This is a genomic window from Streptococcus mitis, from assembly GCF_946190065.1.
Lineage (GTDB): Bacteria > Bacillota > Bacilli > Lactobacillales > Streptococcaceae > Streptococcus > Streptococcus mitis_DE.
Genome location: NZ_CAMHZD010000002.1, coordinates 90,148 through 108,844, shown reverse-complemented (window position 1 = coordinate 108,844; position 18,697 = coordinate 90,148). Strand labels below are relative to the sequence as shown.

22 protein-coding genes are annotated in these 18,697 nt (G+C 39.0%); 16 read left to right on the top strand and 6 right to left on the bottom strand.

Translation table 11 applies throughout. From position 1 onward, the window contains the following. Nucleotide 1 precedes the first annotated feature (1 nt). Nucleotides 2-1,543 (top strand): ABC-F family ATP-binding cassette domain-containing protein, encoded by a 1,542-nt coding sequence (locus tag OCF96_RS01640; protein ID WP_261445456.1) that lies wholly within the window; start codon nucleotides 2-4, stop codon nucleotides 1,541-1,543. 54 nt (nucleotides 1,544-1,597) lie between these two features. On the opposite strand, the gene OCF96_RS01635 is transcribed toward OCF96_RS01640, so the two are convergent. The 3 genes from OCF96_RS01635 to OCF96_RS01625 all read right to left on the bottom strand — a co-directional run bounded on the left by OCF96_RS01635 (nucleotide 1,598) and on the right by OCF96_RS01625 (nucleotide 3,530). Then, nucleotides 1,598-2,401 carry a peptidylprolyl isomerase gene (locus OCF96_RS01635; RefSeq protein ID WP_261051510.1) on the bottom strand — a complete coding sequence of 268 codons (804 nt, stop codon included), beginning with the start codon at nucleotides 2,399-2,401 and terminating at the stop codon, nucleotides 1,598-1,600. 305 nt (nucleotides 2,402-2,706) lie between these two features. Further along, the gene (locus tag OCF96_RS01630; RefSeq protein WP_001041097.1) at nucleotides 2,707-2,931 is read right to left on the bottom strand and encodes a helix-turn-helix transcriptional regulator; all 225 of its coding nucleotides are present in this window, start codon (nucleotides 2,929-2,931) and stop codon (nucleotides 2,707-2,709) included. A 2-nt stretch (nucleotides 2,932-2,933) separates the two neighbouring features. After that, nucleotides 2,934-3,530 (bottom strand): hypothetical protein, encoded by a 597-nt coding sequence (locus OCF96_RS01625; protein ID WP_261445453.1) that lies wholly within the window; start codon nucleotides 3,528-3,530, stop codon nucleotides 2,934-2,936. Nucleotides 3,531-4,327: 797 nt separating this feature from the next. On the opposite strand from OCF96_RS01625, the gene rpsP reads away from it, so the two are divergent. From rpsP to OCF96_RS01590, 7 genes are all read left to right on the top strand, one after another. Next, nucleotides 4,328-4,600, top strand: coding sequence for a 30S ribosomal protein S16 (rpsP, locus tag OCF96_RS01620; protein ID WP_000268760.1), 273 nt, complete (start codon nucleotides 4,328-4,330; stop codon nucleotides 4,598-4,600). 19 nt (nucleotides 4,601-4,619) lie between these two features. After that, a complete protein-coding gene (gene kphA, locus OCF96_RS01615; protein WP_000379617.1) occupies nucleotides 4,620-4,859 on the top strand; it encodes an RNA-binding protein KphA in 240 nt (79 codons plus the stop codon). Nucleotides 4,860-4,873: 14 nt separating this feature from the next. Continuing rightward, the gene (locus OCF96_RS01610; protein ID WP_238395607.1) at nucleotides 4,874-5,521 is read left to right on the top strand and encodes a hypothetical protein; all 648 of its coding nucleotides are present in this window, start codon (nucleotides 4,874-4,876) and stop codon (nucleotides 5,519-5,521) included. A 107-nt stretch (nucleotides 5,522-5,628) separates the two neighbouring features. Continuing rightward, a complete protein-coding gene (locus OCF96_RS01605) occupies nucleotides 5,629-6,417 on the top strand; it encodes an alpha/beta fold hydrolase (protein WP_125416551.1) in 789 nt (262 codons plus the stop codon). A 30-nt stretch (nucleotides 6,418-6,447) separates the two neighbouring features. Then, entirely contained in the window at nucleotides 6,448-6,966 is a 519-nt protein-coding gene (rimM, locus tag OCF96_RS01600; protein WP_261445450.1) for a ribosome maturation factor RimM, read from the top strand. Beyond that, a complete protein-coding gene (gene trmD / locus OCF96_RS01595; protein WP_153223461.1) occupies nucleotides 6,956-7,675 on the top strand; it encodes a tRNA (guanosine(37)-N1)-methyltransferase TrmD in 720 nt (239 codons plus the stop codon). Before rimM ends, trmD begins: the two co-directional genes overlap by 11 nt. 11 nt (nucleotides 7,676-7,686) lie before the next feature. Then, on the top strand, nucleotides 7,687-8,025 hold the full coding sequence (locus tag OCF96_RS01590; protein ID WP_001196038.1) for an ATP cone domain-containing protein: 339 nt from the start codon (nucleotides 7,687-7,689) through the stop codon (nucleotides 8,023-8,025). Nucleotides 8,026-8,054: 29 nt separating this feature from the next. On the opposite strand, the gene OCF96_RS01585 is transcribed toward OCF96_RS01590, so the two are convergent. Next, entirely contained in the window at nucleotides 8,055-8,375 is a 321-nt protein-coding gene (locus OCF96_RS01585; RefSeq protein WP_261445444.1) for a hypothetical protein, read from the bottom strand. Between the two features lie 98 nt (nucleotides 8,376-8,473). Between OCF96_RS01585 and OCF96_RS01580 the strand changes: the two genes are divergently transcribed. Then, nucleotides 8,474-8,689, top strand: a complete 216-nt coding sequence (locus OCF96_RS01580) for a YdbC family protein (RefSeq protein WP_000807437.1) — start codon at nucleotides 8,474-8,476, stop codon at nucleotides 8,687-8,689. A 53-nt stretch (nucleotides 8,690-8,742) separates the two neighbouring features. On the opposite strand, the gene OCF96_RS01575 is transcribed toward OCF96_RS01580, so the two are convergent. Next, nucleotides 8,743-9,279 (bottom strand): biotin transporter BioY, encoded by a 537-nt coding sequence (locus tag OCF96_RS01575; RefSeq protein ID WP_102210716.1) that lies wholly within the window; start codon nucleotides 9,277-9,279, stop codon nucleotides 8,743-8,745. A gap of 196 nt (nucleotides 9,280-9,475) precedes the next feature. Beyond that, nucleotides 9,476-10,822, bottom strand: coding sequence for a glutathione-disulfide reductase (gene gor, locus OCF96_RS01570; protein ID WP_001209567.1), 1,347 nt, complete (start codon nucleotides 10,820-10,822; stop codon nucleotides 9,476-9,478). Nucleotides 10,823-11,107: 285 nt separating this feature from the next. Between gor and OCF96_RS01565 the strand changes: the two genes are divergently transcribed. From OCF96_RS01565 to OCF96_RS01535, 7 genes are all read left to right on the top strand, one after another. Then, nucleotides 11,108-12,313, top strand: coding sequence for an efflux RND transporter periplasmic adaptor subunit (locus OCF96_RS01565; protein WP_261445649.1), 1,206 nt, complete (start codon nucleotides 11,108-11,110; stop codon nucleotides 12,311-12,313). After that, a complete protein-coding gene (locus OCF96_RS01560) occupies nucleotides 12,297-12,998 on the top strand; it encodes an ABC transporter ATP-binding protein (protein ID WP_000811469.1) in 702 nt (233 codons plus the stop codon). The genes OCF96_RS01565 and OCF96_RS01560 overlap by 17 nt, the downstream gene beginning before the upstream one ends. Before the next feature lies 1 nt (nucleotide 12,999). After that, nucleotides 13,000-14,259 (top strand): ABC transporter permease, encoded by a 1,260-nt coding sequence (locus OCF96_RS01555; protein WP_001180432.1) that lies wholly within the window; start codon nucleotides 13,000-13,002, stop codon nucleotides 14,257-14,259. A 123-nt stretch (nucleotides 14,260-14,382) separates the two neighbouring features. Beyond that, entirely contained in the window at nucleotides 14,383-16,380 is a 1,998-nt protein-coding gene (gene metG / locus OCF96_RS01550) for a methionine--tRNA ligase (protein WP_261445427.1), read from the top strand. A gap of 136 nt (nucleotides 16,381-16,516) precedes the next feature. Beyond that, nucleotides 16,517-16,837 carry a PadR family transcriptional regulator gene (locus OCF96_RS01545; protein WP_261445422.1) on the top strand — a complete coding sequence of 107 codons (321 nt, stop codon included), beginning with the start codon at nucleotides 16,517-16,519 and terminating at the stop codon, nucleotides 16,835-16,837. 3 nt (nucleotides 16,838-16,840) lie between these two features. Beyond that, entirely contained in the window at nucleotides 16,841-17,656 is an 816-nt protein-coding gene (locus OCF96_RS01540; RefSeq protein WP_261445421.1) for a hypothetical protein, read from the top strand. 74 nt (nucleotides 17,657-17,730) lie between these two features. Continuing rightward, on the top strand, nucleotides 17,731-18,657 hold the full coding sequence (locus OCF96_RS01535) for an aldo/keto reductase (RefSeq protein WP_261445419.1): 927 nt from the start codon (nucleotides 17,731-17,733) through the stop codon (nucleotides 18,655-18,657). Nucleotides 18,658-18,697: the final 40 nt, after the last annotated feature.

The following is an 18,697-nucleotide window of genomic DNA, read 5'->3' as shown; positions in this document are numbered from 1 at the left end:
AATGAGTATTTTAGAAGTTAAAAATCTGAGTCACGGTTTTGGTGACCGTGCAATTTTTGAAGATGTGTCCTTCCGTCTCCTCAAGGGGGAACATATCGGTCTGGTTGGTGCTAATGGTGAAGGGAAATCAACCTTTATGAGTATCGTGACTGGTAAAATGTTGCCAGATGAAGGGAAGGTTGAGTGGTCTAAATATGTGACTGCTGGTTACTTAGACCAACATTCTGTCTTGGAAGAAGGACAGTCGGTGCGTGATGTTCTACGTACAGCCTTTGATGAGCTTTTCAAAGCAGAAGCCCGTATCAATGACCTCTATATGGAAATGGCTGAAGACGGAGCGGATGTTGATGCTCTCATGGAAGAAGTGGGAGAACTTCAAGACCGTCTGGAGAGTCGTGATTTTTATACCTTGGATGCCAAGATTGACGAAGTAGCGCGTGCCCTTGGTGTCATGGACTTTGGCATGGATACGGATGTAACTTCTTTGTCAGGTGGGCAAAGAACCAAGGTGCTTTTGGCTAAACTTCTCCTTGAAAAGCCTGATATCTTGCTTCTAGACGAGCCGACCAACTACTTAGATGCTGAGCATATTGACTGGCTTAAGCGCTATCTCCAAAACTATGAGAATGCCTTTGTCCTTATTTCGCACGATATTCCATTCCTCAATGATGTGATTAATATCGTCTATCATGTGGAAAATCAACAGCTGACGCGTTACTCTGGTGACTACTACCAGTTCCAAGAAGTCTATGCCATGAAGAAATCTCAGCTAGAGGCAGCCTATGAACGTCAGCAAAAAGAAATTGCAGACCTCAAGGACTTCGTCGCGCGAAACAAAGCGCGTGTTGCAACACGAAACATGGCCATGTCTCGTCAGAAGAAATTGGATAAGATGGATATTATCGAGTTGCAAAGTGAGAAACCAAAACCATCCTTTGATTTCAAACCAGCTCGTACGCCAGGGCGCTTTATCTTCCAAGCCAAGGATTTGCAGATTGGTTATGATCGTCCTCTTACTAAGCCCTTAAATCTTACCTTTGAACGCAATCAAAAGGTTGCCATTATCGGAGCAAATGGTATCGGGAAAACGACTCTCTTGAAGAGTCTCTTGGGAATAATTCCACCAATTGCTGGGGAAGTGGAACGCGGTGACTACCTAGAACTCGGTTACTTTGAACAGGAAGTAGAAGGCGGTAATCGCCAAACTCCTCTTGAAGCTGTTTGGAATGCCTTTCCAGCTCTCAACCAAGCAGAAGTTCGTGCAGCCCTTGCCCGTTGTGGTTTGACAACTAAGCATATCGAAAGTCAAATTCAGGTTTTGTCAGGTGGGGAACAAGCCAAAGTTCGTTTCTGTCTCTTGATGAATCGTGAAAACAACGTTTTAGTGCTGGACGAGCCGACCAACCATTTGGATGTGGATGCCAAGGATGAACTCAAACGTGCTCTCAAAGAATACAAGGGATCTATCCTTATGGTCTGCCACGAACCAGACTTTTATGAAGGTTGGATGGACCAAATCTGGAACTTTAACAAGCTAACTTAAAAATGAGGAAAAAAGAAATACAGTATCGAATGCGGATACTGTATTTTTTGGTTTTTAAGATTTAAAATCGTAGTCTTTCACCACTTCGATGCTGTCGATTGTGATAGCAGTAATTGGCTTGTCTTTTTCATCTTTTTCGGCTTTGGCAATTTTATCTACTACATCCATACCGTCAATCACTTGACCAAAGACTGGGTGTTTGCCATCTAGACTAGGGTTTCCCCCTTCTTTATAGGCTTCGATGATTTTCTTTGGATACTTGCTTGTAGGGAGTTTAGCAGAGGTATCTGTAGAGTTTTGGTTGATGAAGAACTGGCTACCATTGGTGTTTGGTTGACCAGTGTTAGCCATAGAAAGAGCACCACGGATGTTATAGAGATAAGGAGTAATTTCGTTCTTGAAACCAGTTCCCTTGTCTTTTGTCTTATCCTTGTCATGCCAGATGGACTGACCACCTGTACCGTCCCCTTTTGGATCTCCAGTTTGGACCATAAAGCCATCGATGACACGGTGGAAGGTAATGCCGTTATAGTAGCCTTCTTTGGCATGAGTGAGGAAGTTTTCAACCGCTAGAGGAGCGAGTTTAGGGAAGAGTTTAATGCGAATATCACCTTGGCTTGTGTGGAGAATCACTTCGGCTTCATCTTCAGCTACTTCCTTGGAAAGTTGAGGGAAGTTGGCCTTTTCGTTTGTCAAAGCATCATTTAATTCCTTGGTAGATTGGGCAGCTGCTTTGGAACTTTCTTCAGCAGCAAGACTGGAATCAACATAGTCATCACCACGCAGACTGCGTTGGATGCTGCTACATCCAGTTAAGGCTACAGTGGACAGTAAAAGAAGGGTTGCTAGTTTTTTCATTCTGATCCTTTCAAAAATTCATTTCTACCATTGTACCCTAAAAGGAAGTGGATTTCAAATGTTAGTGACAAGGTAGTTTTAGAGGAAGCCAACCTGAAAGTCGCTTGTTTAGAGGTATCAATACCATAAGTGTACTCGAAGTATTTAGGAAACCAGATCTTAAGAAAGCTCGTAAAGCATCACAATTAGTAAACGTTAATTCGAAAGAATTACTATATTTTAAAAGAGCACATTTTCAAAGGATTTTTTCTTTTGGCTTCAATTTCTAATTAGTCAATGAACTTAATACTAGGTCTCGAAAAGAATTATGCTTCCTCTTTCTGTCTGAGTTCAAAGAGGTCTTCTACTTTCAGATTAAAAACTTGAGCAATTTTAAGAGCCATTTCCAGCGAAGGATTGTAACGGTTATTTTCCAAGTGCAGAATTGTCTCGCGTCGCATGCCGATGAGGTCGGCTAACTCTTGCTGGGTCATGCCTGTGGACTCACGAACAGATTTGAGATTAGTAATAATCTTGCTTTCTTTGGCCATGCTTATCCTCTCCGTTCCAAGATAAAATAGACAACCGCAAAGATTAAAATCAAGGCAGCTATATTAATAAAGATCTGGCCCATGTAAAGCGTGAGAGACCCTATATATCCAATGATAACTGCTAGGATCATCAGTGCACCTAGCATAAAAACAAACATCAAGCTAGCTGCCTTTGCTAAATTAGCATAAAAGCGTTCGTCCGGAGTTTCCTTGACATTTTTTAAAGAGAAAAAACCAAATAGAATCACTTCAATAACGAGGATAATTCCGAAACTCCATTCTTTAATACCAGAACTTACGCTAGGGGTTGCAACCCAAAGCCCTACTGTATAAAAAATGCTTGCTGCCAACACAAGTATCGTGTAAAGCTTAGCAGACAAGTCGAAAATAATCTTTCCCTTACCATTCTGACTTTTATGAGGCCATGGTTTCCTATGTAGCCAGCCCCAAATAGCTATAATTTGACCTAACACTGAAATACCAGTAATAACTAACTTGGGTCCCCAACTAAGATTAGAACCAAATAAAACAGTAAAATCAATAAAGAGAGCTACGGCAATCACTGCAATGAGGCCACGCATTTTTTGACTTTTTTTCATGATAGACTCCTTTTTTATGTTATAAATATATAACACTTAAATTTTATGTTATAAATATATCACATTTAAATTTGAAAAGCGAGAATTTATGTGCCAAGGTGGCAATTATTTGAAAAAATTTTTTAATAAAAACCCTCGCTAGTCAAACAACTAAAGAATTCTTTGAAGCAATCATCGGATTTGGATAGTTTCGTTAATAATATTTGATGATAAAGAATTTTTGGAAAATCTAGATACTGTATGAATCTCTATTTATTCTTAGACTGTTATAAAGTCTGTCAGAATAAGCGTTATAGGTGTAGAAGTTAATTTTTACAGAACTAAATTATTCCCCTATTTAGAATCTATTAATTTATATTTTATAAATTAATTAGTAGATATCATTCTTAAAATCCTTGATATTTCGTTTGGGAACGGGCTTAGAATTTAGGAGCCAAGTATCCAAATCTCGTTCAGGCGATATGAAGGGTTTGACTTGATGGTCTTTATAAAATGTTTCTAATACTCTTCGAAAATCAAATTCAAACTACGTCAGCTTTACCTTGCCGTACTCAAGTACAGCCTGCGGCTAGCTTCCTAGTTTGCTCTTTGATTTTCATTGAGTATAAAATAGTATTCACGGATAGCTTCTTTCAAACATTTATTTCCTACTTCTAACAAATTTCTAAATGGTTTAAAAATTTTATAGTCTGTCAAGTTTTTTTCTTGACACCTGCCAGAAATCTGCTATAATAGAACATGTGATAAATAGCTCAGCTATTTCACCGAAATAAAAAATAAGAAAAGAGACTTTAAAAATGGCAGTTAAAATCCGTTTGACTCGTATGGGTTCTAAGAAAAAACCTTTCTACCGTATCAACGTAGCAGATTCACGTTCACCACGTGACGGACGTTTCATCGAAACAGTTGGAACTTACAACCCACTTGTTGCTGAAAACCAAGTAACTTTGAAAGAAGACCGCGTTCTTGCATGGTTGGCTGATGGAGCTCAACCTTCAGATACAGTTCGCAACATCCTTTCAAAAGAAGGTGTATTGAAGAAATTCCACGATTCTAAATTCTCAAAATAAATTTAAAGTAGGTTGACAGATGGATACGATTGAAAATCTCATTATTGCGATTGTGAAACCCTTGATTTCACAACCAGATGCCTTAACTATCAAGATTGAAGATACACCAGAATTTTTGGAATATCATTTGGATCTTGATCAAAGTGATGTGGGTCGTGTAATCGGTCGTAAGGGTCGCACTATTTCTGCGATAAGAACGATTGTCTACTCTGTCCCAACTGAAGACAAAAAAGTAAGAATCGTTATTGACGAAAAATAAGAAGAGCGGGACGGATGTCTCGCTTTTTTTGCGAGAAGTGTAAAATTGCAGCCATTAAGTACCAACATGAACGTGATTTGGAAGGCTTTTTAAAGGGGGACTGGAAAAGAATGAACATTGATTGTATTTTAAACATAGATTGGGCAATGTACATTGATTGGTTATTGCGAATTTTACAGATTTCGACTTTTATAGGTGTAATTTTAAAAATTAGTTTTCAGAATAAGGCCTATATCAATAATATCGAAATTCAGGTAATTAAACCAATCGAATTTGATTCCTTACATACGAGATTTCATCATATATATGAGTTTAAACATGATGAAAATGATAAACATTATAACCATTTGATTTTTTATCCAAAGGAAGTTGATATTGAAATTATAGAATTTTATTCTTTAATCTATGATTCAAAAAGTAATCGTTTAGTTGATAATGATAAACTGCATACAGTTAAAAATTTAAAGAATTATACATGCTTATTGATTCATACAAATTTACCAGAGAATATGCCTAGTTTAAGAATGAAATGGAAAACAAGTCAGGGTGAAATTGGCGAGTATACATTTTATAGTAATATGTATAATGGGAATGTGAATATCTCATCTTTCAAATATAAATTAACATTAAAGAGGAAACTATTAGCACTTTTTGGACTATAGCGACATCTCTATGTATCTTCCTCCAACTTGAGAAAATCCTTGGAACGTGTTAAAATAAAGGATAAGGGTTTTTAATAATTCATTATATAGAACGAGTGGATTTCTTTATGAAGAGGATTGAAGTATCTACAGAAATTGGTAGTCTCTCTGTTACTTATCAAAAGCAAAAGAAAATGCTAGTTTGTTTAAGTGGTGCAGGTTTGCTACCAAGTTATGAAAATTTTTCACTTATACTTGAAAAACTTCCTCCTACAATTGGTTATTTGACTATTGATTTTCCGAACACAGGTAGGAGTCCGATTCATGACCAAGCTGGAAAAAATCTGGATAATCTTGCAGATGCAGTTTATGAACTATTTGAAGAATTGGCGATTTCTGAATATATACTTTGTGTACATAGTTTGAGTGGAATTTTAGCTTGCAAATTGCTCAACAAACCAATTAAGTGTCAGGCTTTACTAGCAATTGAACCGACAACTAAAAAAGTCATGTTTGCTGATTTTTCAGAAAATCCTTATCCAGAAATGGAAGAGCAGATGAGGCTGATTGACGAGTGTGGTCCTGAACTTTATTTTAAGAACTTAACTCAAGCAACATTTAGCCCTGAAATTAATAAAGAAATCTGGGAAATAATGCAAGAAAAAGGTTCAGAGTTGGAAAATCAAGATCAAGGATTTCAGATATCTGGAGAGATTACTGAGGAAGATTTTGAGAATGTATTTGTAGAAGCTCATATCCCTGAGTTTATTTTTTGTCAGGCTTATAGAGAAAAAGAGTACAGAGAATCAGAATATTGGACCTCCAATACTAAACTCATTTTAGGAGGGAATCACCATTATTTACAATGGTCAGAATCAGAAAAAATTGTGACTATTATTCGAGAATTGTCAGAATAAGATGGAAAGAAATAGAGTACAGGAGACAAGATGAACTACTTTAATGTTGGGAAAATCGTCAATACGCAAGGATTGCAGGGTGAGATGCGAGTCTTGTCTGTGACGGATTTTGCAGAAGAACGGTTTAAAAAAGGAGCTGAGCTGGCTTTGTTTGATGAAAAAGATCAGTTTGTCCAAACGGTGACCATTGCTAGCCACCGTAAACAGAAGAACTTTGACATTATTAAATTCAAAGATATGTACCATATCAATGCTATTGAAAAGTATAAAGGTTATAGTCTCAAGGTCGCTGAGGAAGATTTAAACGATTTAGATGATGGTGAATTCTACTATCACGAGATTATCGGTTTGGAAGTCTATGAGGGTGATAACTTGATTGGAACCATCAAGGAAATCCTACAACCAGGTGCTAACGATGTCTGGGTGGTCAAGCGAAAAAGTAAACGTGACTTGCTCTTGCCTTATATCCCACCAGTGGTTCTCAATGTCGATATTCCAAATAAACGGGTCGATGTGGAAATCTTAGAAGGGTTAGACGATGAAGATTGATATTTTAACCCTCTTTCCAGAGATGTTTTCTCCACTGGAGCACTCAATTGTTGGAAAGGCTCGAGAAAAAGGGCTCTTGGATATCCAGTATCATAACTTCCGAGAAAATGCTGAAAAGGCCCGCCATGTTGACGATGAGCCCTACGGAGGCGGTCAGGGGATGTTGCTCCGTGCCCAACCCATTTTCGATGCCTTTGATGCTATTGAAAAGAAAAATCCGCGCGTCATTCTCCTAGACCCAGCTGGCAAGCAGTTTGATCAGGCTTATGCTGAGGACTTAGCTCAAGAGGAAGAGCTAATCTTTATCTGTGGGCACTATGAGGGGTATGATGAGCGAATTAAGACCTTGGTAACGGATGAGATTTCTTTGGGTGACTATGTCCTGACTGGTGGAGAGTTGGCGGCTATGACCATGATTGATGCTACGGTTCGCCTGATTCCAGAAGTGATTGGCAAGGAGTCCAGCCATCAAGATGATAGTTTTTCTTCAGGCCTTCTAGAATACCCTCAGTACACACGTCCCTATGATTATCGAGGCATGATTGTGCCGGATATTCTGATGAGCGGGCACCATGAAAAGATTCGTCAGTGGCGCCTGTATGAGAGTTTGAAGAAAACCTACGAGCGCAGACCAGATTTGCTTGAACATTATCAACTGACAGCAGAAGAGGAAAAAATGCTGGCAGAAATCAAAGAAAACAAAGAATAAAGGAGAAACCTATGCAAGTAATCAAACGTGATGGAGAAATTGCTGAATTTAATCCAGATAAGATTTACCAAGCCATCTTAAAGGCGGCCCAGACTGTCTATGTATTGACAGATGATTTGCGTCAAAACCTTGCGCAAGTCACTAAGAAAGTGGTTTTGGATTTGGAAGAAGCCAAGGTGGAACGTGCTACCATCAGCATGATTCAGTCTTTGGTTGAACATCGTTTACTGGGTGCAGGTTACATTACCATTGCAGAACACTACATTTCCTATCGTCTACAACGTGACTTGGAAAGAAGTGGTTATGGAGATCATATCGCGGTTCATTTACATTTTGAACAAATTCGCTAAGAAAAAGAGTGGGATGAAGCAACTACATCTCACTCTTTCTTAAATCTATTTTTTTGGGCTGTTTGGACAGTTGAAGGGACAAATCGCAGGCGTTGAATATCGCTTATGCGGATAATACGGGTCACATTTTTGGCAAAATTTTTCACGATAATTTGCTGGCGTTGCTGATCGTTTTTGATGATGTCACCTGTAAAGCTTGTCTCAGACAAGATAAGGTGAACAGCGGTTTGTTTCTGGATAGCCTCTTCAATAGTGGCTGTAAGGGAGTTGGTTTCAGTCTGGTCAGGTTGGTCATGTCCATTTAAAAAGTCATGTATTTTATCTAGAACTTGATGGAATTTATGTCTCATAGTGGCCTCCCTTCTTTTATATCAATATTATATAAAATTTTCCTAAAATCTACAAGATTTTACGAATAAACTAATGAAAGCTAAAAAAGGAGAAGAAAATGGCAGAATTTACATTTAAAATCGAAGAGCACTTGTTGACTCTTTCTGAAAACGAAAAAGGTTGGACTAAGGAAATCAACCGTGTGAGCTTTAATGGTGCTCCTGCAAAGTTTGATATTCGTGCTTGGAGTCCAGATCATACTAAAATGGGTAAAGGAATTACTCTCTCTAATGAAGAATTTCAAACAATGGTGGATGCTTTTAAAGGCAACTAAGTTTTCAAAATGAAAGAAAAGGATATTGAGTCATGACAACTCGATATCCTTTTTTAGTTAGCAAAGTAAGCCTGATTTTTAAGGCGTTGAAGTAATGGACGGCTAATAAAACTAATAGCAATAATTTTACCAAGGTCTGGGATAATAAAGGGAAATACCCCCACAGCAAGAGCTTTTTCAAATGGCATTCCAGCTAGGAAATGTAATCCAATGATCCCACCAACAAAAACAAGTGTATCTCCCAAGAGATTTGCTAGAAAAATTCTGACAAAACCACTATCACTGTTAGTTAGAGAAGAGGTAAGTCCAGAATAAACAAGATAAAACCAAAGATATCCTGCAGTAGGACCAATCAAAGCATGAAATCCAGCTCCACCTCCTGCAAAGACAGGAAGACCGATAGCACCTAGAAGAAGATAAAGTCCAACAGAAAGTACAGCCTCTCTCGGTCTAAAGACAGTAGCAATCAAGCCGATTGCAAAGTTCTGCAGAGTGAAGGGAACAGGTCCAATTGGAAGACTGATTTGTGCTAAAACAGCAATGAGAGCAGCCCCAATAGCAGGGATAGCATAAACGTGAGCTTTTTTCAAAATAGTTAACCTCTTTTCTGATGTATAGTAACTATTATACTTAATTTAATATCATTGTCAACCTATTTTTATAACAAAGGTAACAAAAAACTGTAACGGCCGATTTTGCTTACTGGTTAAGTTGGATAATTGTTTTGTTGATTCGAAAACATCAAAAAAGAAGCCGACATATTTGTATCAGCTTCTTTTGTTTCGATTAACGCATGGTTACAAATTCTTCGGATGCAGTTGGGTGAATCGCCACAGTTGCATCAAAGTCTGCCTTGGTTGCTCCCATTTTGATAGCAACAGCAAATCCTTGAATCATTTCATCAACACCGTAGCCAATTCCATGAAGTCCGACAACTTTTTCTTCTGAACCAGTTGTGATCAATTTGAAACGTGTTTCTTGACGGTTGCAAGTGCAAGCAGAGTACATAGAAGTAAAGCTTGATTTGTAAACCTTGATTTGGTCTTGACCGTATTCTTTAATAGCTTGCTCTTCTGTCAATCCAACAGTTCCGATAGCAGGGTGTGAAAAGACAACGGTTGGAATAGTTGAGTAGTCCATTTTAGCAGTTGTTTTTCCGTTAAAGAGACGTTCAGACAAAGTACGTCCAGCCTTGATAGCAACTGGAGTTAGTTCTTTTTCGCCTGTTACATCACCTAGAGCGTAGATTCCTTCAACAACAGTATTTTGGTATTCATCCACTTGGATAAAGCCACGTTCGTTCAGAGTTACTCCAGCTTTTTCAAGTTGCAATCCCTTAACGTTTGGACGGCGACCTGTAGCCCAGATAACTTGGCTAGCTGTGTGACTAGTTCCGTCTTCAAAATGAATGGTAATGCCTTCAGCAGTTTTTTCTAACTTGACAGGGACTTTGTGAGTATGAAGTGGCAAGTTTGTTCTTTCCATTTCCTTGACCAAACCTTCAACGATGTAAGAATCAAAACCACGTAAAGGACGATCGCGGCGAACAAAGAGGTCTGTCTTGACACCAAAGGTGTGAAGTACTCCAGCCAATTCAACAGCGATATAACCAGCGCCTAGAATAGCAACTGACTCTGGCAATTCTTCCCAGGCAAATACATCATCAGAAGAGCCACCTAGTTCAGCACCAGGAATATTTGGAATACTTGGATAGGCACCAGTAGCAATCACGATATGTTTAGCACGAATCAGTTCACCATTTACGATGACAGTATGAGAATCTACAAATTCAGCATGACCTTCAATCAAGTCTACGCCGTTGCGTTTAAAACTGCCATCATAAGAAGAACGAGCGCGATCGATGTAGGCTTCACGATTGCGACGTAGGGTTGCAAAGTCAAAGTTAAGATCAGTAGTCTTAAAGCCGTAGTCTTCTCCAAATTGATGGAAAGTTTCAGCGATTTGCGCCCCGTACCACATGATTTTTTTAGGAACACAACCGACGTTGACGCAGGTTCCACCTAATTTCTTTTCCTCAATAACGGCCGCTTTAGCTCCGTGCTCACCAGCACGGTTCATAGTAGCAATTCCTCCGCTACCACCACCGATAGCAATGATATCGTATTCTCTCATTGAAAACTCCTTTGTACTCTTTTAAATAGTAGAGTGTCATTTTTTGATAGTCATATTCTATCTTTTTTTTGATTTGATTGCAAAAATCTGCTACGTTCAAAAAAATTAAAGAAAAGGCTTGCAAAAAAGAAAAATAAAGTGTATGCTATAACTAGTACAACGATAAAAAATTTCCGAACAATAAGTGAATCCTGAAATGTCATTATTTCGTTCTAAAATGTTATTGTTTCAAATTGATAATTTTTGTATAATATTGTTAAGAACTTTAAATCAAAAAGGAGTTTCATTATGAAAAAGAATGGTAAAGCTAAAAAGTGGCAATTGTATGCAGCAATCGGTGCTGCGAGTGTAGTTGTATTGGGTGCTGGGGGCATTTTGCTCTTTAGACAACCTTCTCAGACTGCTGTAAAAGATGAGGCTACTCATCTGGTTGTTGCCAAGGAAGGAAGCGTGGCATCCTCTGTTTTATTGTCAGGGACAGTAACAGCAAAAAATGAACAATATGTTTATTTTGATGCTAGTAAGGGTGATTTAGATGAAATCCTTGTTTCTGTGGGTGATAAGGTCAGTGAAGGACAGGCTTTAGTCAAGTACAGTAGTTCAGAAGCCCAGGCGGCCTATGATTCAGCGAGTCGAGCAGTAGCTAAGGCAGATCGTCATATCAACGAACTCAACCAAGCACGCAATGAAGCCGCTTCAGCTCCCGCTCCACAGTTACCAACACCAGCAGGAGGCGAAGGAACTGCAACGCAAACTCCAGCTCCAGTCGCAGGAAATTCAGTATCCTCTATTGATGCACAATTAGGTGATGCTCGTGATGCCCGTGCAGATGCAGCAGCGCAATTAAGCAAGGCTCAAAGTCAGTTGGATGCAATGACGGTTCTCAGTACCCTAGACGGGACTGTGGTCGAAGTCAATCGTAACGTTTCCAAATCTCCAACAGGAGCTAGCCAGGTGGTAGTGCATGTCGTAAGTAATGAAAACTTGCAAGTTAAGGGGGAATTATCTGAATACAATCTTGCAAACCTATCTGTAGGTCAAGAAGTAACCTTTACTTCTAAAGTTTATCAAGATAAGAGATGGACTGGTAAGATTAGCTATATCTCTGATTACCCTAAAAACAATGGCGAAGCAGCAAGTACAGCTACCGCAGCTGCTGGTAATTCTGGTTCTAAATATCCATATACCATTGATGTTACAAGTGAAATTGGTGACTTGAAACAAGGATTCTCAGTAAGTGTTGAGGTCAAGAATAAGAGTAAAGCTATTTTGGTTCCTCTAACAAGTATTGTGACCGAAAATGATAAGAACTATGTCTGGGTGCTTGACGAGCAGAAAAAGGCCAAGAAAGTGGAAGTTGGTTTGGGAAATGCTGATGCAGACAACCAAGAAATCACTTCAGGTCTGACAAATGGAGTCAAGGTCATCAGTAACCCAACGTCTTCTCTAGAGGAAGGAAAAGAGGTGAAGGCTGATGAAGCAACTAATTAGTCTAAAAAATATATGCAGAAGCTACCGTAACGGTGACCAAGAACTGCAGGTTCTCAAAAATATCAACCTAGAAGTGAATGAAGGTGAATTTGTTGCCATCATGGGACCATCTGGTTCTGGTAAGTCTACTCTGATGAATACGATTGGCATGTTGGATACACCAAGCAGTGGAGAGTATTATCTTGAAGGCCAAGAAGTAGCTGGACTGGGCGAAAAGCAACTAGCCAAGGTCCGCAACCAACAAATCGGATTTGTTTTTCAGCAGTTCTTTCTTTTATCCAAACTCAATGCTCTGCAAAATGTAGAATTGCCCTTGATTTACGCAGGAGTTTCGGCTTCAAAACGGCGCAAGTTAGCTGAGGAATATCTAGATAAGGTTGAATTGACAGAACGTAGTCATCATTTACCTTCGGAATTATCTGGTGGTCAAAAGCAACGTGTGGCTATTGCGCGTGCCTTGGTAAACAATCCTTCTATTATCTTAGCAGACGAACCGACAGGAGCCTTGGATACTAAAACAGGGAATCAAATCATGCAATTATTAGTTGACTTGAACAAAGAAGGAAAAACTATTATTATGGTAACGCATGAGCCTGAAATAGCTGCTTATGCCAAACGTCAGATTGTCATTCGCGATGGAGTTATTTCATCTGATAGTGCTCAGTTAGAAAAGGAGGAAAACTAAGATGCAGAATCTGAAATTTGCCTTTTCATCTATTATGGCTCACAAGATGCGTTCTTTGCTTACCATGATTGGGATTATTATCGGTGTTTCATCGGTTGTTGTGATTATGGCTCTGGGTGATTCTATGTCTCGACAGCTCAATAAAAATATGACCAGATCTCAAAAAAATATCAGTGTCTTTTTCTCTTCTAAAAAAAGTAAAGATGGATCTTTTACTCAGAAACAATCAGCTTTTACGGTTTCTGGAAAAGAAGAGGAAGTTCATGTTGAACCACCAAAACCGCAAGAATCTTGGGTCAAGGAGGCAGCCAAACTGAAGGGAGTGGATAATTACTATGTAACCAACTCAACGAACGCCATCTTGACCTATAAAGATAAAAAGGTTGAAAATGCTAATTTGACAGGTGGTAACAGAACTTATATGGAGGCTGTTAACAATGAAATTCTTGCAGGTCGTAGTCTGAGAGAACAAGATTTCAAAGAATTTGCAAGTGTCATTTTGCTTGATGAAGAATTATCCATTAGTCTATTTGGATCTCCTCAAGAGGCTATTAACAAGGTTGTAGAAGTCAATGGTTTTAGTTATCGAGTCATTGGTGTTTATACTAGCCAAGAATCTAAAAATTCAAAAATGTATGGTCTTGGCGGCTTACCCATTACCACAAATATCTCTCTTGCTGCGAATTTTAATGTAGATGAAATAGCTAATATTGTCTTTCGAGTGAATGACACAAGTTTGACTCAAACTCTGGGGCCAGAATTAGCACGAAAAATGACAGAGCTTGCTGGCTTGCAACAGGGAGAATATCAAGTGGCAGATGAGTCAGCTGCATTTGCAGAAGTTCAACAATTGTTTAGTTTTATGACGACGATTATTAGTGCCATCGCAGGAATTTCTCTCTTTGTTGGAGGGACTGGTGTTATGAACATCATGCTGGTTTCGGTGACGGAACGTACTCGTGAGATTGGTCTTCGTAAGGCTTTGGGTGCAACACGTGCCAATATTTTAATCCAGTTTTTGATTGAATCTATGATTTTGACCTTGCTTGGTGGAGTCATTGGTTTGACAATTGCGACAGGCTTAACCGCTATAGCTGGTATACTTTTACAAGGTTTGATTGCGGGTATAGAAGTGGGAGTATCAATTCCAGTTGCCCTATTTAGTCTTGCGGTTTCGGCTAGTGTTGGTATGATCTTTGGAGTCTTACCAGCCAACAAGGCATCGAAACTTGATCCAATTGAAGCCCTTCGTTATGAATAAGATCAACAAGATGGACACTCGTCTATCTTGTTTTTGTATGGATTTCCCTATCGAAAATCACTAAAAATGTGATATAATAAAGTGTTAGAAAAACAGGTTTCATTAGCCTGGAAAGGAAAAATTATGTCTGAAAAGAATTTTTATATTACAACGCCGATTTACTATCCATCTGGTAAACTTCATATCGGTTCTGCCTACACAACCATCGCCTGTGATGTCCTAGCACGTTACAAACGCCTGATGGGCTACGATGTCTTTTATTTGACAGGTCTTGATGAGCATGGTCAAAAGATTCAACAAAAAGCAGAAGAAGCTGGTATCACACCTCAAGCTTATGTTGATGGAATGGTAGTTGGAGTTAAAGAACTATGGCAATTACTAGATATCTCATACGATAAATTTATCCGTACAACTGATGACTACCATGAAAAAGTTGTCGCACAAGTCTTTGAACGCTTGCTGGCTCAAGATGACATCTATTTGGGTGAATATTCTGGTTGGTATTCAGTTTCAGATGAGGAATTCTTTACAGAAAGCCAGCTTGCAGAAGTATTCCGTGATGAAGCTGGAAATGTGACTGGTGGTATCGCTCCATCAGGTCATGAGGTTGAATGGGTTTCAGAAGAATCTTACTTCCTTCGCCTCAGCAAATACCAAGACCGCTTGGTTGAATTTTTCAAAGCTCATCCTGAATTTATCACTCCAGATGGGCGTTTGAATGAAATGCTTCGCAACTTCATCGAACCAGGTTTAGAGGATTTGGCAGTTTCTCGTACAACCTTTACATGGGGCGTTCCAGTACCATCAAATCCTAAACACGTTGTCTACGTTTGGATTGATGCTCTTCTTAACTATGCGACAGCTCTTGGCTACGGTCAAGACGAACATGGAAACTTTGACAAGTTCTGGAATGGCACAGTCTTCCATATGGTAGGGAAAGATATCCTTCGTTTCCACTCAATCTATTGGCCAATCCTTCTTATGATGTTGGATATTAAATTGCCAGATCGTTTGATTGCCCACGGTTGGTTTGTCATGAAAGACGGCAAAATGTCTAAGTCTAAAGGGAATGTCGTTTACCCTGAAATGTTGGTAGAGCGTTATGGACTAGATCCACTTCGTTACTATCTCATGCGTAGCCTTCCAGTTGGTTCAGACGGAACCTTCACTCCTGAAGACTATGTAGGCCGTATCAACTACGAATTGGCCAATGACCTTGGGAACCTCCTCAATCGTACGATTTCTATGATTAACAAGTACTTTGATGGACAAATTCCAGCCTATGTAGAGAGTGTAACAGAGTTTGATAATGCTCTTGCTGAGGTTGCAGAACAATCAATCGCAGACTACCATACACACATGGAAGCAGTTGACTACCCACGTGCTCTTGAAGCAGTCTGGACTCTTATCTCACGTACTAATAAATACATCGATGAGACAGCTCCATGGGTCTTGGCTAAGGATGAAGCACTCCGTGACCAATTGGCAAGTGTCATGAGCCACTTGGCAGCCAGCCTTCGTGTCGTTGCTCACTTGATTGAGCCGTTTATGATGGAAACCAGTCGTGCAGTCTTGACTCAACTTGGTCTAGCAGAAGTTTCTAGCCTTGAAAACTTGAGCTTGGCTGACTTCCCAGCAGATGTGACTGTAGTTGCCAAAGGAACACCAATCTTCCCACGTCTGGATATGGAAGAAGAAATCGCCTATATCAAGGAACAAATGGAAGGCAACAAACCTGCGGTCGAAAAAGAATGGAATCCAGACGAAGTCGAACTCAGACTAAACAAGGAAGAAATTAAGTTTGAAGACTTTGACAAGGTTGAAATTCGTGTTGCAGAAGTCAAAGAAGTTTCCAAAGTGGAAGGTTCTGATAAGTTGCTTCAATTCCGCCTAGATGCAGGTGATGGTGAAGATCGTCAAATTCTTTCAGGAATTGCAAAATACTATCCAAATGAACAAGAATTGGTCGGCAAGAAGGTCCAAATTGTTGCCAATCTCAAACCTCGTAAGATGATGAAGAAATATGTCAGCCAAGGTATGATCTTATCAGCTGAACATGATGGAAAATTAACCCTTCTCACAGTTGATCCAGCTGTACCAAACGGAAGTGTGATTGGGTAAAAATAGACAGGACTAGTTCATGCTAGTTCTGTTTTTTTTTATTTTAACTATTATGCTTTACAAACTAGTATAGAAGTAGTATACTATAGTTGAAGTTACTAGTAGGTATTACAAAATAGATTAGAAAGGGGAAGGAATGAAGGAAACTCAACTATTAAAAGGTGTTCTTGAAGGTTGTGTCTTGGATATGATTGGTCAAAAAGAGCGATATGGCTATGAGTTGGTACAGACTTTACGAGAGGCTGGCTTTGACACTATCGTTCCAGGAACCATTTATCCTTTATTACAAAAGTTAGAAAAAAATCAATGGATAAGAGGTGACATGCGTCCATCGCCAGATGGTCCAGATCGAAAGTATTTTTCGTTAACAAAAGAAGGAGAAGAGCGAGTCTCGGTCTTTTGGCAGCAATGGAACGATTTGAGTCAAAAAGTAGAAGGAATTAAGAATGGGGGTTAAACCATGAAGAAAATGAAGTATTACGAAGAAACAAACAATTTGTTGCATCAGTTTTCTGAGGATAATCAGCAGTATTTTGAGGAGCTCTGGGAAAGTTTTAATCTTGCTGGATTTCTCTATGATGAGGACTATCTTAGAGAGCAGGTTTATTTGATGATGTTAGATTTCTCGGAAGCAGAACGAGATGGCATGAGTGCAGAGGAGTATCTAGGTAAGAATCCTAAAAAATTAATGAGAGAGATGCTTAAGGAAGCACCACGCAGTTCTATCAAGGAGTCCCTTTTGACACCAATTTTTGTCCTAGCGATATTACGTTACTATCATCTACTGGGTGATTTTTCTAAAGGTCCTCTCTTAGCAGTCAATTTGCTTACGTTTTTAGGGCAACTTCTTCTTTTTTTGATTGGATTTTGGCTTGTAGCCACAATCTTACGATGGAGTTTAGTCCAAGATTCTTCTAAAATGAAAATTGGTACCTATATTGTCGTTGGGGTTCTTGTTCTGCTAGTTGTTCTGGGATATGTAGGAATGGCAAGCTTCATACAAGAAGGAGCCTTTTATCTTCCTGCTCCATGGGATAGTTTATCTATCTTTACCCTTTCTCTGGTCATCAGTATTTGGAATTGGAAAGAAGCGGTCTTTCGTCCCTTTGTCAGTATGATTGTTGCCCACCTTATTGTAGGCTCTCTGCTCCGTTACTATGAGTGGATGGGAATTTCAAATGTTTTTCTTACAAAATTCATTCCTTTAGGAATTCTCTTTATTGGAATCTTTCTCTTGTTCCGTGGGTTTAAGAAGATAAAATGGAGTGAAATATAGTCAAAAAGCCGTTGCAAAGCGGTTTTTTGTTATAATGAAGGGAAGAATATTAGAAATTTAAGGAGAAAAATTTGATGAGATACATAACTCTTGGTCAAGATGACAAAGAATTATCAGAAATTGTTCTCGGAATGATGAGAATAGAAAATAAGTCTGTAAAAGAAGTTGAAGAGCTTGTAGAAACAGCACTTTCTGTTGGAATCAATGCTTTTGACTTGGCTGATATTTATGGTCGTGGTCGTTGTGAAGAACTGTTAGGTCTTGTCCTAAAAAATCGTCCAGATTTAAGAGAAGAGATGTGGATTCAGTCCAAATGTGGCATTCGCATTGAGGAATTTACCTATTTTGATTTTTCTAAGGACTATATCATAAAATCAGTAGATGGTATTTTGCAAAGATTGAAGATAGATCATCTAGATAGCTTGCTTCTTCATCGACCAGATGCTTTGATGGAATCTGACCAAGTAGCAGAAGCCTTTGATCTCCTTTATAAACAAGGTAAGGTTCGAAATTTTGGAGTTTCTAATCAAAATCCTATGATGATGGAGTTACTTAAAAAAGATGTTAAGCAGCCGTTAGCTGTTAATCAGCTACAATTGAGTGCGGCTTTTACACCAGGATTCGAATCAGGTTTTCATGCTAATATGGAAGATAGTCAAGCAGCTATGCGAGATGGCAGCATTTTTGAATATTGCAAATTACACGATGTGGTCATTCAAGCATGGTCTGTCTTACAATTCGGGTATTTTAAAGGGAATTTTGTTGGAAATGAGAAATTTCAAGCTTTAAATCAAGTACTTGATCGTTTAGCTATTAAATATGGAGTAACCTCTTCAACTATTGCTATTTCTTGGATATTGCGTTATCCAGCAAAAATGCAGGCAGTCGTAGGTACCACAAATCCTAAGCACTTGAGAGAAGTTAGCCAAGCGGCAAACTTTAGCTTAACAAGAAAAGAATGGTATGAAATTTATCTTGCTGCAGGGAATAATTTGCCGTAAGTAGAAGCAGATGTAAATAAATCACAGTCAAAAAGCCGTT

What these genes read in the sequence shown, in the direction of transcription:
- OCF96_RS01640 (WP_261445456.1), top strand. Translation starts at nt 2, where the DNA reads ATGAGTATTTTAGAAGTTAAAAATCTGAGTCACGGTTTTGGTGACCGT.
- OCF96_RS01635 (WP_261051510.1), bottom strand. Translation starts at nt 2,401, where the DNA reads ATGAAAAAACTAGCAACCCTTCTTTTACTGTCCACTGTAGCCTTAACT.
- OCF96_RS01630 (WP_001041097.1), bottom strand. Translation starts at nt 2,931, where the DNA reads ATGGCCAAAGAAAGCAAGATTATTACTAATCTCAAATCTGTTCGTGAG.
- OCF96_RS01625 (WP_261445453.1), bottom strand. Translation starts at nt 3,530, where the DNA reads ATGAAAAAAAGTCAAAAAATGCGTGGCCTCATTGCAGTGATTGCCGTA.
- rpsP (WP_000268760.1), top strand. Translation starts at nt 4,328, where the DNA reads ATGGCAGTTAAAATCCGTTTGACTCGTATGGGTTCTAAGAAAAAACCT.
- kphA (WP_000379617.1), top strand. Translation starts at nt 4,620, where the DNA reads ATGGATACGATTGAAAATCTCATTATTGCGATTGTGAAACCCTTGATT.
- OCF96_RS01610 (WP_238395607.1), top strand. Translation starts at nt 4,874, where the DNA reads ATGTCTCGCTTTTTTTGCGAGAAGTGTAAAATTGCAGCCATTAAGTAC.
- OCF96_RS01605 (WP_125416551.1), top strand. Translation starts at nt 5,629, where the DNA reads ATGAAGAGGATTGAAGTATCTACAGAAATTGGTAGTCTCTCTGTTACT.
- rimM (WP_261445450.1), top strand. Translation starts at nt 6,448, where the DNA reads ATGAACTACTTTAATGTTGGGAAAATCGTCAATACGCAAGGATTGCAG.
- trmD (WP_153223461.1), top strand. Translation starts at nt 6,956, where the DNA reads ATGAAGATTGATATTTTAACCCTCTTTCCAGAGATGTTTTCTCCACTG.
- OCF96_RS01590 (WP_001196038.1), top strand. Translation starts at nt 7,687, where the DNA reads ATGCAAGTAATCAAACGTGATGGAGAAATTGCTGAATTTAATCCAGAT.
- OCF96_RS01585 (WP_261445444.1), bottom strand. Translation starts at nt 8,375, where the DNA reads ATGAGACATAAATTCCATCAAGTTCTAGATAAAATACATGACTTTTTA.
- OCF96_RS01580 (WP_000807437.1), top strand. Translation starts at nt 8,474, where the DNA reads ATGGCAGAATTTACATTTAAAATCGAAGAGCACTTGTTGACTCTTTCT.
- gor (WP_001209567.1), bottom strand. Translation starts at nt 10,822, where the DNA reads ATGAGAGAATACGATATCATTGCTATCGGTGGTGGTAGCGGAGGAATT.
- OCF96_RS01560 (WP_000811469.1), top strand. Translation starts at nt 12,297, where the DNA reads ATGAAGCAACTAATTAGTCTAAAAAATATATGCAGAAGCTACCGTAAC.
- OCF96_RS01555 (WP_001180432.1), top strand. Translation starts at nt 13,000, where the DNA reads ATGCAGAATCTGAAATTTGCCTTTTCATCTATTATGGCTCACAAGATG.
- metG (WP_261445427.1), top strand. Translation starts at nt 14,383, where the DNA reads ATGTCTGAAAAGAATTTTTATATTACAACGCCGATTTACTATCCATCT.
- OCF96_RS01545 (WP_261445422.1), top strand. Translation starts at nt 16,517, where the DNA reads ATGAAGGAAACTCAACTATTAAAAGGTGTTCTTGAAGGTTGTGTCTTG.
- OCF96_RS01540 (WP_261445421.1), top strand. Translation starts at nt 16,841, where the DNA reads ATGAAGAAAATGAAGTATTACGAAGAAACAAACAATTTGTTGCATCAG.
- OCF96_RS01535 (WP_261445419.1), top strand. Translation starts at nt 17,731, where the DNA reads ATGAGATACATAACTCTTGGTCAAGATGACAAAGAATTATCAGAAATT.